Raw genomic sequence first — 13,993 nt, 5'->3', positions numbered from 1 at the left:
AACCAACATGAAAAATAAACTACTCAGTGGAATGGTGTTGTTCATGGTTTCGGCTACCGCGATGGCACAACAATCCTTCAGCACACCAGACCAGGCGACCGATGCGCTGGCAAACGCGATCAGTGAGCAAAATGAAAGTGCAATGAGCAACCTGCTCGGGGAAAACTGGCGTGATTTTCTGCCGCCAGAAGGCGTCGATCCTGATGCGGTTGACCGCTTCCTGCGCGACTGGAAGGTTCGCCATAGCACCGTTATCGACGGCAATACGGCGCATCTTGTGGTTGGGGACAGCGACTGGCAACTGCCAATCCCGGTCGTCAAAAACGCTTCAGGCTGGCAATTTGATATCAAGGAAGCGGCCGAAGAGATCCTGACTCGTGAGATTGGACGCAACGAACTTGCTGCCATCGAGGCGTTGCACGCCTATGTGGATGCTCAGCAGAGCTATTTTGCGATGAACCAGAAATACGCGCAAAAGATTGTCAGTTCTGAAGGGAAAAAGGATGGTCTGTACTGGCCTGTTTCGCCCGGCGAAGCGCCAAGCCCGCTTGGCCCAGCCTTCAGTCCACAGGAGCCGGGCATGGGCTATCACGGCTATCGCTTCCGAATCCTTCCCGATAAAACCAGCGGCTTTGCCATGGTGGCATGGCCCGTTAGCTACGATCACACCGGCGTGATGAGTTTTATGATTAACGGTGAAGACAAAGTCTACCAGGCCGATCTCGGTGTTGAATCACAGCAGAAAGCACAAGCGTTAACCACATTCCATCCGGATAAAAACTGGCAACCCGTAGCACCGTAAAGCGAGGTTAAGCCGTAGGCCGGGTTAGCACTAGCGCCACCCGGCATGTTGCCCGAAATAACGGGTAGCTTCAGGCAAAAAAAACGCCTCCGAAGAGGCGTTTTCACAAAAGGGAGAAGATTACTTCTTCTTCGCTTTCGGGTTTGGCAGGTCGGTAATGCTGCCTTCAAAGATTTCTGCCGCCAGACCCACTGACTCGTGCAGAGTCGGGTGCGCGTGGATGGTCAGCGCGATATCTTCAGCGTCACAACCCATTTCGATCGCCAGACCGATTTCGCCCAGCAGCTCGCCGCCGTTGGTACCGACAATCGCACCACCGATAACACGGTGAGATTCTTTGTCGAAAATCAGTTTGGTCATACCGTCTGCACAGTCGGAAGCGATAGCACGGCCAGAAGCAGCCCACGGGAAGGTGGCGGTTTCGTAGCTAATGCCTTTTTCTTTCGCTTCTTTCTCGGTCAGACCAACCCATGCAACTTCTGGTTCAGTGTATGCAATGGATGGGATAACTTTCGGATCGAAGTAGTGTTTCTTGCCGGCGATAACTTCAGCGGCAACATGACCTTCATGAACACCTTTGTGTGCCAGCATCGGCTGACCGACGATATCGCCGATAGCAAAGATGTGCGGCACGTTGGTGCGCAGCTGTTTGTCAACGCGGATGAAGCCACGGTCGTCAACTTCCACGCCAGCTTTGCCCGCGTCGAGGTTTTTACCGTTCGGTACACGACCGATAGCGACCAACACAGCATCGTAACGCTGAGCTTCAGCAGGGGCTTTTTTGCCTTCCATGGAAACGTAGATACCGTCTTCTTTCGCTTCAACGGCGGTCACTTTGGTTTCCAGCATCAGGTTGAATTTCTTGCTGATGCGCTTGGTGAAGACTTTAACCACGTCTTTGTCGGCAGCCGGGATAACCTGGTCGAACATTTCAACCACGTCGATCTCTGAACCCAGCGCATGGTACACGGTACCCATTTCCAGACCGATGATACCGCCGCCCATTACCAGCAGGCGCTTAGGAACAGTTTTCAGTTCCAGTGCATCGGTGGAATCCCACACGCGCGGATCTTCATGCGGAATAAACGGCAGTTCGATCGGACGGGAACCCGCCGCGATGATTGCGTTGTCGAAGTTGATCACGGTTTTGCCGTTTTCGCCTTCAACTTCCAGGGTGTTTGCCCCGGTAAATTTACCCAGACCGTTAACCACTTTCACTTTACGGCCTTTGGCCATACCCGCCAGACCGCCGGTCAGCTGAGTGATAACTTTTTCTTTCCAGGTACGAATCTTGTCGATATCGGTTTTCGGCTCGCCAAATACGATACCGTGTTCAGCCAGTGCTTTGGCTTCTTCGATAACTTTTGCTACGTGCAGCAGCGCTTTAGAAGGGATACAGCCGACGTTCAGACAAACACCGCCAAGGGTGCTGTAACGTTCTACGATGACGGTCTCCAGACCTAAATCTGCGCAACGGAAGGCAGCAGAGTAACCTGCAGGGCCTGCCCCAAGTACCACGACCTGAGTTTTGATTTCAGTGCTCATCATGACCTCTTAATTTATACCCGTCGTCCAGCGGGTCGTTCTATCCGCCCGTATTTTACAAAATTGTTAACAATTTTGAAACAACAAACGGCAACCGATTTGTCTTTCGCACAATAACCTCACTGACTTCATGAGATTACCAGAAAAAAGCCGGCCGTCGGGCCGGCTTTTTCGCTTACATCACCAGGCGGCGAATGTCAGACAGCATGTTGTTGATGATGGTGATAAAGCGCGCACCATCCGCACCGTCAATTACACGGTGGTCGAAGGAGAGCGAAATCGGCATCATCAGACGCGGCATAAACTCTTTACCGTTCCACACTGGCTCCATAGAGGACTTGGAGACACCGAGGATAGCCACTTCCGGCGCGTTCACAATCGGCGCGAAGTGGGTAGTACCCAGGCCACCGATGCTGGAGATGGTGAAGCAACCGCCCTGCATTTCGCCAGCGGTCAGCTTGCCATCACGCGCTTTCTTGGAGATCACGGTCAGTTCACGAGACAGCTCGGTAATGCTCTTCTTGTTCACGTCTTTGAAGACCGGAACAACCAGACCATTAGGAGTATCAACCGCTACACCGATGTTGATGTATTTCTTCAGGGTCAGGCGCTGACCGTCTTCAGACAGGGAGCTGTTGAAGCGCGGCATCTGTTCCAGAGCTGCAGCAACCGCTTTCATGATGAAGACTACTGGGGTGAATTTCACGTCCAGTTTACGTTTTTCAGCTTCGGCGTTCTGCTGTTTACGGAACGCTTCCAGATCGGTGATATCGGTCTTATCGAAGTGAGTAACGTGCGGGATCATCACCCAGTTACGGCTCAGGTTAGCACCAGAGATTTTCTGGATACGGCCCAGTTCCACTTCTTCGATTTCACCAAACTTGCTGAAGTCCACTTTCGGCCAAGGCAGCATGCCCGGGATACCGCCGCCTGCAGCAGCAGCCGGAGCCGCTTCAGCACGCTTGATAGCGTCTTTCACGTAAGCCTGAACGTCTTCACGCAGGATACGACCTTTACGGCCAGAACCTTTCACTTTCGCCAGGTTCACACCGAATTCGCGCGCCAGACGACGAATCAGCGGCGTTGCATGAACGTAAGCGTCGTTCTCAGCAAACTCAGATTTGCCTTCCGCTTTCGCTGCCGGAGCTGCGGCTTGCGCAGGTGCTGGTGCAGCGGCCGGAGCCGGAGCAGCTGCCTGCGCAGGAGCGGCTGCAGGTGCTGCGCCTTCGACTTCGAAGACCATAATCAGAGAACCGGTTTTAACTTTGTCGCCGGTGCTGATTTTGATTTCTTTCACGGTACCCGCGAACGGTGCCGGAACTTCCATCGACGCTTTATCGCCTTCAACGGTGATCAGTGACTGTTCAGCGGCAATTTTATCGCCCACTTTAACCATCACTTCAGTGACTTCAACTTCGTCACCACCGATATCCGGTACGTTAACTTCTTTCGAGCCAGAAGCTGCCGGAGCCGCCGCTGCTGCTGGAGCAGCCGCCTGAGCCGGTGCAGCAGCAGGCGCTGCGCCCGCCACTTCGAAGACCATAATCAGGGAACCGGTAGACACTTTGTCACCCGTGTTGATTTTGATCTCTTTAACGGTACCTGCGAACGGCGCCGGAACTTCCATAGAGGCTTTGTCACCTTCAACGGTGATCAGAGACTGTTCAGCCGCAACGGTATCGCCCACTTTAACCATGATCTCGGTAACTTCTACTTCGTCACCGCCGATGTCAGGTACGTGTACGTCTTTCGCCGCAGAGGCAGCAGGTGCTGCTGCCGGAGCTGCTTCTTTCTTCTCTTCTGCCTGAGCAGGTGCAGCTGCTGCTGCACCGTCGGCGGAATCGAAAATCATGATCAGTTTGCCGGTCTCAGTTTTGTCGCCAACAGAGACTTTGATCTCTTTAACGATACCCGCCTGAGGGGACGGAACTTCCATAGAGGCTTTGTCGCCTTCTACGGTGATCAGCGACTGTTCAGCTTCAACTTTGTCGCCTACTTTGACCAGGATCTCGGTGATTTCAACTTCATCAGCCCCGATGTCCGGTACATTGATTTCGATAGCCATTATTCTTTTACCTCTTACGCCAGACGCGGGTTAACTTTATCTGCATCGATGTTGAATTTGATGATTGCATCTGCAACCACTTTCTTATCGATTTCGCCACGTTTAGCCAGTTCGCCCAGGGCCGCTACAACCACGTAGGAAGCATCAACTTCGAAGTGGTGACGCAGGTTTTCACGGCTGTCAGAGCGGCCGAAACCGTCAGTACCCAGTACGCGATAATCATCAGCCGGTACATAAGTACGAACCTGTTCGGCAAACAGTTTCATATAGTCAGTAGATGCTACTGCCGGAGCGTCGTTCATCACCTGAGCGATGTACGGAACGCGCGGAGTTTCCATCGGGTGCAGCATGTTCCAGCGCTCACAATCCTGGCCATCACGCGCCAGTTCAGTGAAGGAGGTTACGCTGTAAACGTCAGAACCTACACCGTAGTCGTTCGCCAGGATCTGTGCTGCTTCACGCACGTGACGCAGGATAGAACCGGAGCCCAGCAGCTGAACTTTACCTTTCTTACCTTCGAGGGTTTCGAGTTTGTAGATACCTTTACGGATACCTTCCTCGGCACCTGCTGGCATTGCCGGCATGTGGTAGTTTTCGTTCAGCGTGGTGATGTAGTAGTAAACGTTCTCTTGTTTCTCACCGTACATACGCTCCAGACCATCGTGCATGATGACCGCAACTTCGTACGCGTAAGACGGATCGTAAGAGATACAGTTCGGGATAGTCAGAGACTGAATATGGCTGTGACCATCTTCGTGCTGCAGACCTTCACCGTTCAGCGTAGTACGACCAGAAGTACCACCAATCAGGAAGCCACGAGCCTGTTGGTCGCCTGCCTGCCAGCACAGGTCACCAATACGCTGGAACCCGAACATGGAGTAGTAGATGTAGAACGGGATCATCGGCAGATCGTTGGTGCTGTAAGAAGTCGCAGCAGCCAGCCAGGATGCGCCTGCACCCAGTTCGTTGATACCTTCCTGCAGGATCTGACCTTTCTCGTCTTCTTTATAGTAAGCAACCTGCTCACGGTCCTGCGGGGTGTACTGCTGACCGTTCGGGCTGTAGATACCAATCTGACGGAACAGACCTTCCATACCGAAAGTACGCGCTTCGTCAGCGATGATCGGAACCAGACGATCTTTGATCGACTTGTTCTTCAGCATCACGTTCAGGGCACGAACGAAAGCGATAGTGGTGGAGATTTCTTTGTTCTGCTCTTCCAGCAGCGCACCGAAGTCTTCCAGAGCTGGCAGTTCCAGCTTCTCGGTGAAGTTCGGCTGACGAGCTGGCAGGTAGCCATGCAGTTTCTGACGCTGAGCGTGCAGATAAGTGTGCTCTTCAGAACCTTCCGGGAAGGTGATGTAAGACAGGTTTTCAACCTGCTCATCGGTCACAGGAACGTTGAAACGGTCGCGGATATAACGCACCCCGTCCATGTTCATTTTCTTAACCTGGTGAGCGATGTTTTTACCTTCAGCAGTGTCACCCATGCCGTAACCTTTAATGGTATGGGCCAGGATTACAGTTGCTCTGCCTTTGGTTTCCTGCGCTTTTTTCAGTGCAGCATAGACTTTCTTCGGATCGTGACCACCACGGTTCAGAGCCCAAATCTGCTCGTCAGTCCAGTCAGCAACCAGTGCTGCGGTTTCCGGGTATTTACCGAAGAAGTGCTCACGTACGTATGCGCCATCTTTGGATTTGAAGGTCTGGTAGTCGCCGTCAACGGTTTCGTTCATCAGCTGGATCAGTTTACCGCTGGTGTCTTTACGCAGCAGCTCATCCCAACGACCGCCCCACATGACTTTGATAACGTTCCAGCCAGCGCCCGCGAAGATGCCTTCCAGTTCGTTAACAATCTTGCCGTTACCGGTTACCGGGCCGTCAAGACGCTGCAGGTTACAGTTGATAACAAAGACCAGGTTGTCCAGTTTTTCACGGGTCGCGATGGTGATCGCACCTTTAGATTCTGGCTCATCCATCTCGCCGTCGCCCAGGAAGGCGTAAACGGTCTGTTTAGAGGTATCTTTCAGGCCACGGTGTTCCAGATATTTCAGGAATTTAGCCTGGTAGATAGCACCGATTGGGCCCAGACCCATAGATACGGTCGGGAACTGCCAGAATTCTGGCATCAGTTTCGGGTGCGGGTAGGAAGACAGGCCTTTGCCATGTACTTCCTGACGGAAGTTGTTCATCTGCTCTTCAGTCAGACGACCTTCCAGGAATGCGCGTGCGTAGATGCCCGGAGAGATGTGACCCTGGAAGTACACCAGATCGCCGCCATCTTGCTCGTTGCGTGCACGGAAGAAGTGGTTGAAGCAAACATCATATACCGTTGCGGAGGACTGGAAGGATGCCATGTGGCCACCCAGCTCGAGGTCCTTTTTAGACGCGCGCAGTACGGTCATGATGGCGTTCCAGCGGATAGCAGAACGAATACGACGTTCCAGCTCCAGATTGCCCGGGTATTCCGGTTCATCTTCAACGGCAATAGTGTTTACATAATTGCTGGCCCCTGCACCTGCCGCTACTTTCACGCCGCCTTTGCGAGCTTCTGAAAGCAGTTGGTCGATCAGATACTGAGCACGCTCAACACCTTCTTCACGGATGACCGATTCGATCGCCTGTAGCCAGTCGCGAGTTTCGATCGGATCCACGTCATTTGGGAAACGTTCTGACATGGGGGTATTCCTTATCTATCTAATACGTTGAGTTATCTGGAACCTGTCCCATTACGTTCTCGCCAGAGAGCGTAATAAGACAGGTTCTGCGTTTAGTTGCCGCGCACTTTATATGGCGCTTGATTTACAACATCTTCTGGTTAACGTTCTGCCAGAAAAATCACTAATTCTTTCGTTGCTCCAGACGGCGTAAGGCGCGTTCACGACGGCTTTCCTCACGGCTTCTGTCCAGCAGGATCTCTTCGATAAACGCCAGGTGACGGTGGGACGCTTCACGCGCCTCTTCCGGCTTCCCGGCAATAATTGCTTCAAAAATACGGGTACGGTGACTGCTAACCAGTGGCAGCATTTCACGACGCGCATACAGCAATTCGAAGTTTTGCCGAACGTTCTGGGCCAGCATCGGCTCCATACACCTTAGCAAATGGAGCAGCACCACATTGTGTGCCGCTTCGGTGACAGCAATTTGATACTGGAGTACCGCATCAGATTCGCCGTCAAGATCGCCGGACTGTTGAGCAAGCTCGATCGCATGGTGGAGTTCACGGATACGCGTTTTGTCTTCATCCGTGCTGCGCAGTGCAGCGTAATAAGCCGCAATACCCTCCAGCGCATGGCGCGTCTCAAGCAGGTCAAACTGGGATTCAGGATGGTCGGAGAGCAGCTCTACCAGTGGGTCGCTAAAGCTCTGCCACAGGCTGCTCTGAACAAAAGTGCCACCGCCCTGACGACGAAGCAGTAAGCCCTTCGCTTCAAGGCGTTGGATCGCCTCGCGTAAGGAGGGGCGGGAGACGTCGAACTGTTTTGCCAGCTCGCGTTCCGGTGGGAGTTTTTCTCCGGGGCGAAGTGTCCCCTCAAGAATTAAAAACTCCAGCTGCTGCTCAATCACATCGGAGAGTTTTGGTTGGCGGATTTTGCTGTAGGCCATGATTTCCTGTCTTAAGCCATTTGCCCGGAGTCAATTGGTCTTACCAATTTCATGTTCTTGACGCTAAAGTAACAAAGTATTCACCTTCTGTCCATACAGGTTTTGATTGAAATCAGTAAAGGAGGCATATTTTAACAACATTACAGAAATAACGTTTCAAACATGTAACTATGCACAAATGTTAAATTTACCCACCCCGGGGTAGTTTTAACGGAATTGAAACGAAAAATTATCTCATCTGAACCGATTCACCTGCTTATTTATCGATATATCAACCACTATTATTGAATAGAAATTCAAAATGGAAATTTTGTGGTAGATAAACTCGCATTTACAAATGGTTTCTTTTTATTCAACTCGTCATCTTCCCCGCATAAAGCAGGTGCATTCGCGCTCGCATATCATTATTCTGATCAAGACAAAAGTATTAAGGCAACATTTCATCAAAAGCATCTGTAAACAAATTAATACAACAAACGGAATTGCAAACTTACACACGCATTGCTGCGTAGTTCAAAAAATAAGCACTCGAAATATGAAGAGTAAAACCACACACGAGGTTTCATGATGGAAAGTCAACAGCATGGCGATCAGCTCAAGCGCGGCCTTAAGAACCGCCATATACAGCTAATCGCGCTGGGTGGCGCGATTGGTACCGGGTTATTCCTTGGTAGCGCATCCGTTATCCAGTCTGCAGGACCGGGTATTATTCTGGGTTACGCTATTGCCGGCTTTATCGCCTTTTTGATTATGCGTCAGTTAGGTGAAATGGTGGTTGAAGAGCCCGTTGCAGGCTCATTTAGTCACTTTGCTTATAAATACTGGGGCGGTTTCGCGGGGTTCTCTTCCGGCTGGAACTATTGGGTGCTGTACGTGCTGGTTGCCATGGCTGAGCTAACTGCCGTGGGTAAATACATCCAGTTCTGGTACCCGGAGATCCCAACATGGGTGTCTGCGGCTGCCTTCTTTGTGTTGATCAACGCCATCAACCTGACCAACGTGAAAGTGTTTGGTGAGATGGAGTTCTGGTTCGCCATTATTAAAGTCATTGCCGTCGTAGCGATGATCCTGTTCGGCGGCTGGTTACTGTTTAGCGGTAACGGCGGCCCGCAGGCCAGCGTCAGCAACCTGTGGGACCAGGGAGGCTTCCTGCCGCATGGCTTCACCGGTCTGGTGATGATGATGGCTATTATTATGTTCTCTTTCGGTGGGCTGGAGCTGGTCGGGATCACCGCAGCAGAAGCGGATAACCCGGAGCAAAGCATTCCCAAAGCGACCAACCAGGTTATCTACCGTATCCTGATTTTCTATGTGGGTTCGCTGGCGGTTCTGCTTTCCCTGATGCCGTGGACGCGTGTCACGGCCGATACCAGCCCGTTTGTCCTTATTTTCCACGAGCTGGGCGACACCTTTGTTGCTAATGCCCTGAACATCGTAGTGCTGACTGCCGCCCTTTCTGTCTATAACAGCTGCGTATACTGCAACAGCCGTATGCTGTTCGGTCTGGCACAGCAGGGCAATGCGCCGAAAGCGCTGATGAACGTAGATAAACGCGGTGTACCGGTGAACACCATTCTGGTTTCCGCACTGGTGACGGCTCTTTGTGTGCTGATCAACTACCTGGCACCGGAATCCGCCTTTGGCCTGCTGATGGCGCTGGTGGTTTCCGCACTGGTGATCAACTGGGCAATGATTAGCCTGGCGCACATGAAGTTCCGCAAAGCCAAACAGCAGCAGGGTGTTACCACCCGCTTCCCGGCGCTGCTCTATCCGCTGGGTAACTGGGTGTGCCTGATTTTCATGGCTGCAGTACTGGTGATTATGCTGATGACGCCGGGCATGGCGATCTCGGTATACTTAATCCCTGTATGGATTGCCATTCTTGGCATCGGCTACCTGTGTAAACAGAAAACGGCCGGCGCGGTTAAAGCGCATTAATCCCCCCTCCCCCCACCTGCGTCAGGTGGGGGTTGTTACCTGTCTCACACTTTCCCACTCACGACTGTTTAGTCCATATCAGCGGCGTTATCCTGCAACGCAAAAACACCAGTGCCGGACAATAATTCTCTCCATATCTCATTAATGGAGAGCAGTTGATGGAAACCAGTAAGCTCACGGTGAAAGAAAAGATCGGCTATGGAATGGGCGACGCCGGATGCAACATCATCTTTGGCGCCATCATGTTGTTTGTTAACTATTTTTACACAGACATTTTTGGTCTGGCACCTGCACTGGTCGGCGTATTACTGCTCTCAGTACGCGTTATCGACGCCGTTACCGACCCAATAATGGGCGCGATGGCCGACCGCACCCGTAGTAAATATGGTCGATTTCGTCCATGGCTTTTATGGATGGCTTTCCCGTACGCATTATTCAGCGTACTAATGTTTACCACCCCTGAGTGGACCTATAACAGCAAAGTTATCTATGCGTTCGTTACCTACTTCCTGCTATCTATTACTTATACAGCGATCAACATTCCCTACTGCTCGCTCGGTAGCGTCATCACCAACGATCCGAAGGAACGCGTCGCCTGCCAGTCATATCGCTTTGTGTTGGTAGGCATTGCAACCCTGCTTCTGTCTCTCACCTTGCTGCCAATGGCCGACTGGTTCGGCGGGGAAGACAAAGCCAAAGGATATCAGATGGCGATGGCGGTTCTGGCTTTCATCGGCATGTGTATGTTCCTGTTTTGCTTCGCTACGGTCCGTGAACGCGTACGCCCTGCTGTCCAGACCAATGATGATTTAAAAGCCGATCTGAAAGACGTGTGGAAGAACGATCAGTGGGTAAAAATTCTGCTGTTAACACTGTGCAACGTCTGTCCGGGCTTTATTCGCATGGCTGCCACCATGTACTACGTGACCTGGGTTATGCAGCAAAGCACGCAGTTCGCAACGCTGTTTATCAGTCTTGGTGTGGTCGGCATGATGATCGGCAGTATGCTGGCGAAGGTATTAACCGATCGCTGGTGCAAACTGAAAGTCTTCTTCTGGACCAATATTATCCTGGCGATTTTCTCTGCCGCGTTTTACTTCTTCGATCCGAAAGCCACCATGATGATTATGGTGCTCTACTTCCTGCTCAACATCCTGCACCAAATTCCTTCTCCGCTGCACTGGTCGCTGATGGCGGATGTCGATGACTATGGCGAGTGGAAAACCGGTAAACGCATCACCGGAATCAGCTTCTCCGGTAACCTGTTCTTCCTGAAACTGGGCCTGGCGATTGCCGGAGCGATGGTCGGCTTCCTGCTCTCCTGGTACGGTTACGACGCTGGGGCGAAAGCGCAAAGCGACTCTGCCATTAACGGTATTATGCTGCTGTTTACCATCATACCGGGCGTAGGCTACCTGATTACCGCAGGCGTGGTTCGTCTGCTGAAAGTTGACCGCGAGTTTATGCAGCAAATCCAGACAGATTTAGAAAAGCGCCGCGCCAACTACCGTGAACTGAATGAATACCACGATATAAAAACGACTGAAACCGTAAGGAAAGCCTAATGAATCAGTGGCCAAATCCCTTTATTGAACAGCGTGCCGATCCGTTTATCTTACGTGACGGTAGCCACTATTATTTCATTGCTTCAGTACCCGAATATGACCGCCTGGAGATACGCCGGGCCGACTCGCTGGAAGGGTTGCGCACCGCCGCCCAGGTTGTCGTCTGGCGCAAACCAGAAAGCGGCCCCATGAGCCAACTCATCTGGGCACCCGAAATCCATCATCTGGCAGGCAAGTGGTACATCTATTTTGCTGCCACCCATACACAGTCGCTCGACAAGCTGGGGATGTTCCAGCATCGCATGTTTGCGCTCGAATGTGCCGACGCCGATCCGCTGACCGGCCAGTGGACTGAGAAAGGTCAGATTAAAACGCAGTTTGATACCTTTGCGCTTGATGCCACCACCTTTAACCATCAGGGAAAACAGTGGTACCTCTGGGCGCAGAAGTCTCCCGATATCGCCGGAAACTCCAATATCTATCTCGCAGAGCTGGAAAATCCATGGACGATTAAAGGCGAGCCGATCATGCTAAGCCACCCTGAGTATGACTGGGAATGCCGGGGTTTTTGGGTCAACGAAGGTCCTGCCGTCATGGTTCATGGCGATAAGCTGTTTATCAGCTATTCCGCCAGCGCCACCGATGAGAACTACTGTATGGGATTATTGTGGATTGACCTCAACGCCGATCCGCTCAACCCACAGAACTGGCACAAATCACCGCGCCCGGTCTTTACCACCAGTTATGAAAACCGCCAGTTTGGGCCAGGACACAACAGCTTTACACAAACGCCGGAAGGTGAAGATGTGCTGGTGTATCACGCGAGAAACTACACCGAAATCGAGGGCGATCCGCTGTACGACCCAAACCGCCACACTCGTCTGAAGCTCGTGCGTTGGGACGAAAACGGCATGCCAGATTTTGGCGTGCCGCCTGCTGATACGAACTAAACCGTTGCACTGCCCGGTGGCGCTAACGCTTACCGGGCCTACACGTTTTTTCATTTTAAGCCGGATAAGCGTTAGCGCCATCCGGCACAACGCTATACTAATGCCCCATAAATGGTGAGCACCGCAATAACCACCACCACCACAAACGAGGTTTTCTTCGCCAGCGAAACGGCAGCTTTTGGCGTTTCGACTTTATCGGTGTGCGGTTCACGCGCCAGCGAGAACTGCGCCAGACGCGTAAGCACCTGATATTGCGACGTGTGCAGATCCGCAAGCGAGGCAAACCAGGCCGGCAGCGCCTTCTCACCGTGTCCCAATAGCGCATAGACCACGCCCGCCAGACGCACCGGGATCCAATCCAGCACATGCAGGATCGCATCAATACCTGAATGCAGACGCTGGTGCGGTGTCTGATAGCGCGCCAGCCAGGACTGCCAGGCACGTAAAAAAGCATAACCAACCAGCGTCACAGGTCCCCACGGACCACCGACAATCAGCCAAAATAACGGTGCCAGATAAAAGCGGAAGTTGTTCCATAACAGCGCGTTCTGCAGTTCGCGCAAGAATTCACGCTCATCGCAGTCCGGCGGAACCCCATGGATAAGCGTCAGCTCGCTGGCCATCGCATCACGGGCGTGAGCATCATCGCGAGCAGCCGCGTTCAGGTAAGCGTGATAGTGAAGGCGCGCCTTGCCAGCACCGATGCACAGCAAGCCAATTAAGATCCACGCCACCAGCAACGGAACATTAAACAACAGCCCATGAAGTACGCGCAGTAGCAGAAATGTCACCCCCATCGCAATAAGAGTCATGCCTACCGTACGCATCATCGAGAAATGCTTAGTCCGGCGGAAAAAAGCTTCAATCCGGTGATCAAGCTGCCAGTGCTCACCCAGCTTAAACAGGCGTTCAACAATCAACACCAATAATGTTGTAAACAGCGTCATGTCATCTCCTTGTGCGACGAGGGGGTGACCAGGGCGCGGAACCTTGCCCAGTCAAAGGACGGCCCGGGATCGGTCTTACGCTCGGGCGCAATATTGCAATGTCCTGTCATGTTGTTAGCAATGGCCGGATAACGCGTAACCAGAGTATTCGTCACGGCAGCCAGTTGCTGATACTGCGCATCGGTATAGGCCAGCGTATCCGTCCCTTCCAACTCAATACCAATTGAAAAATCATTACAGCGTTCTCGCCCTTGATAGCTCGACACACCCGCATGCCAGGCGCGTTTATCAAAAGGCACATATTGCACGATTTCACCGTCACGGCGAATCAAACAATGGGCCGAAACACGCAGATGGGCGATCCCGGCAAAATAAGGATGGGCGTTGGGATCAATCGTGCCCGTAAACAGCGCGTCTATCCACGGGCCGCCAAACTCGCCGGGCGGCAGGCTGATATTATGCACCACCAGCAGAGAAGGGTTTTCGTCATCCGGGCGGCAATCGTAATGCGGAGAGGGGACGCGTCGCGCCTCTGCCAGCCAGCCCTCGTCTAACAACATGCAGAATCTCCTTAT

At 52.4% G+C, this 13,993-nt stretch carries 10 protein-coding genes; 4 read left to right on the top strand and 6 right to left on the bottom strand.

The features are described 5' to 3' along the window. The first annotated feature begins 7 nt into the window (after positions 1–7). Positions 8–802: a DUF2950 family protein gene (locus OGX92_RS11030; protein ID WP_008786213.1), complete on the top strand. Its 795-nt coding sequence runs from the start codon at positions 8–10 to the stop codon at positions 800–802. A 120-nt stretch (positions 803–922) separates the two neighbouring features. Here the strand turns inward: OGX92_RS11030 and lpdA are convergent, their stop codons facing one another. The 4 genes from lpdA to pdhR all read right to left on the bottom strand — a co-directional run bounded on the left by lpdA (position 923) and on the right by pdhR (position 8,018). Continuing rightward, entirely contained in the window at positions 923–2,347 is a 1,425-nt protein-coding gene (gene lpdA, locus OGX92_RS11025) for a dihydrolipoyl dehydrogenase (RefSeq protein WP_003829486.1), read from the bottom strand. A 175-nt stretch (positions 2,348–2,522) separates the two neighbouring features. Next, positions 2,523–4,412: a pyruvate dehydrogenase complex dihydrolipoyllysine-residue acetyltransferase gene (gene aceF / locus OGX92_RS11020; protein WP_003829487.1), complete on the bottom strand. Its 1,890-nt coding sequence runs from the start codon at positions 4,410–4,412 to the stop codon at positions 2,523–2,525. 14 nt (positions 4,413–4,426) lie between these two features. Further along, positions 4,427–7,090, bottom strand: a complete 2,664-nt coding sequence (aceE, locus tag OGX92_RS11015; protein WP_048214932.1) for a pyruvate dehydrogenase (acetyl-transferring), homodimeric type — start codon at positions 7,088–7,090, stop codon at positions 4,427–4,429. A gap of 163 nt (positions 7,091–7,253) precedes the next feature. Next, positions 7,254–8,018, bottom strand: a complete 765-nt coding sequence (pdhR, locus tag OGX92_RS11010; protein ID WP_003018699.1) for a pyruvate dehydrogenase complex transcriptional repressor PdhR — start codon at positions 8,016–8,018, stop codon at positions 7,254–7,256. Between the two features lie 564 nt (positions 8,019–8,582). Here pdhR and aroP point away from each other — a divergent pair. The 3 genes from aroP (at position 8,583) to OGX92_RS10995 (ending at position 12,471) form a co-directional block, all read left to right on the top strand. Continuing rightward, positions 8,583–9,956: an aromatic amino acid transporter AroP gene (aroP, locus tag OGX92_RS11005; protein ID WP_008786209.1), complete on the top strand. Its 1,374-nt coding sequence runs from the start codon at positions 8,583–8,585 to the stop codon at positions 9,954–9,956. 158 nt (positions 9,957–10,114) lie between these two features. Further along, on the top strand, positions 10,115–11,521 hold the full coding sequence (locus tag OGX92_RS11000; protein ID WP_003829494.1) for a glycoside-pentoside-hexuronide (GPH):cation symporter: 1,407 nt from the start codon (positions 10,115–10,117) through the stop codon (positions 11,519–11,521). Continuing rightward, a complete protein-coding gene (locus OGX92_RS10995) occupies positions 11,521–12,471 on the top strand; it encodes a glycoside hydrolase family 43 protein (protein ID WP_126319236.1) in 951 nt (316 codons plus the stop codon). Before OGX92_RS11000 ends, OGX92_RS10995 begins: the two co-directional genes overlap by 1 nt. 92 nt (positions 12,472–12,563) lie before the next feature. Here OGX92_RS10995 and ampE read toward each other — a convergent pair whose 3' ends face one another. Then, positions 12,564–13,418 carry a beta-lactamase regulator AmpE gene (ampE, locus tag OGX92_RS10990; protein ID WP_286586542.1) on the bottom strand — a complete coding sequence of 285 codons (855 nt, stop codon included), beginning with the start codon at positions 13,416–13,418 and terminating at the stop codon, positions 12,564–12,566. Next, positions 13,415–13,978 (bottom strand): 1,6-anhydro-N-acetylmuramyl-L-alanine amidase AmpD, encoded by a 564-nt coding sequence (gene ampD / locus OGX92_RS10985; protein ID WP_126956884.1) that lies wholly within the window; start codon positions 13,976–13,978, stop codon positions 13,415–13,417. Before ampD ends, ampE begins: the two co-directional genes overlap by 4 nt. Positions 13,979–13,993 lie beyond the last annotated feature (15 nt).

Source organism: Citrobacter sp. Cpo089, assembly GCF_030332695.1.
Classification (GTDB): Bacteria; Pseudomonadota; Gammaproteobacteria; order Enterobacterales; family Enterobacteriaceae; genus Citrobacter; species Citrobacter portucalensis.
The sequence above is the reverse complement of the archived record's forward strand: the minus strand, read 5'-3'. Positions and strand labels throughout refer to the sequence as shown.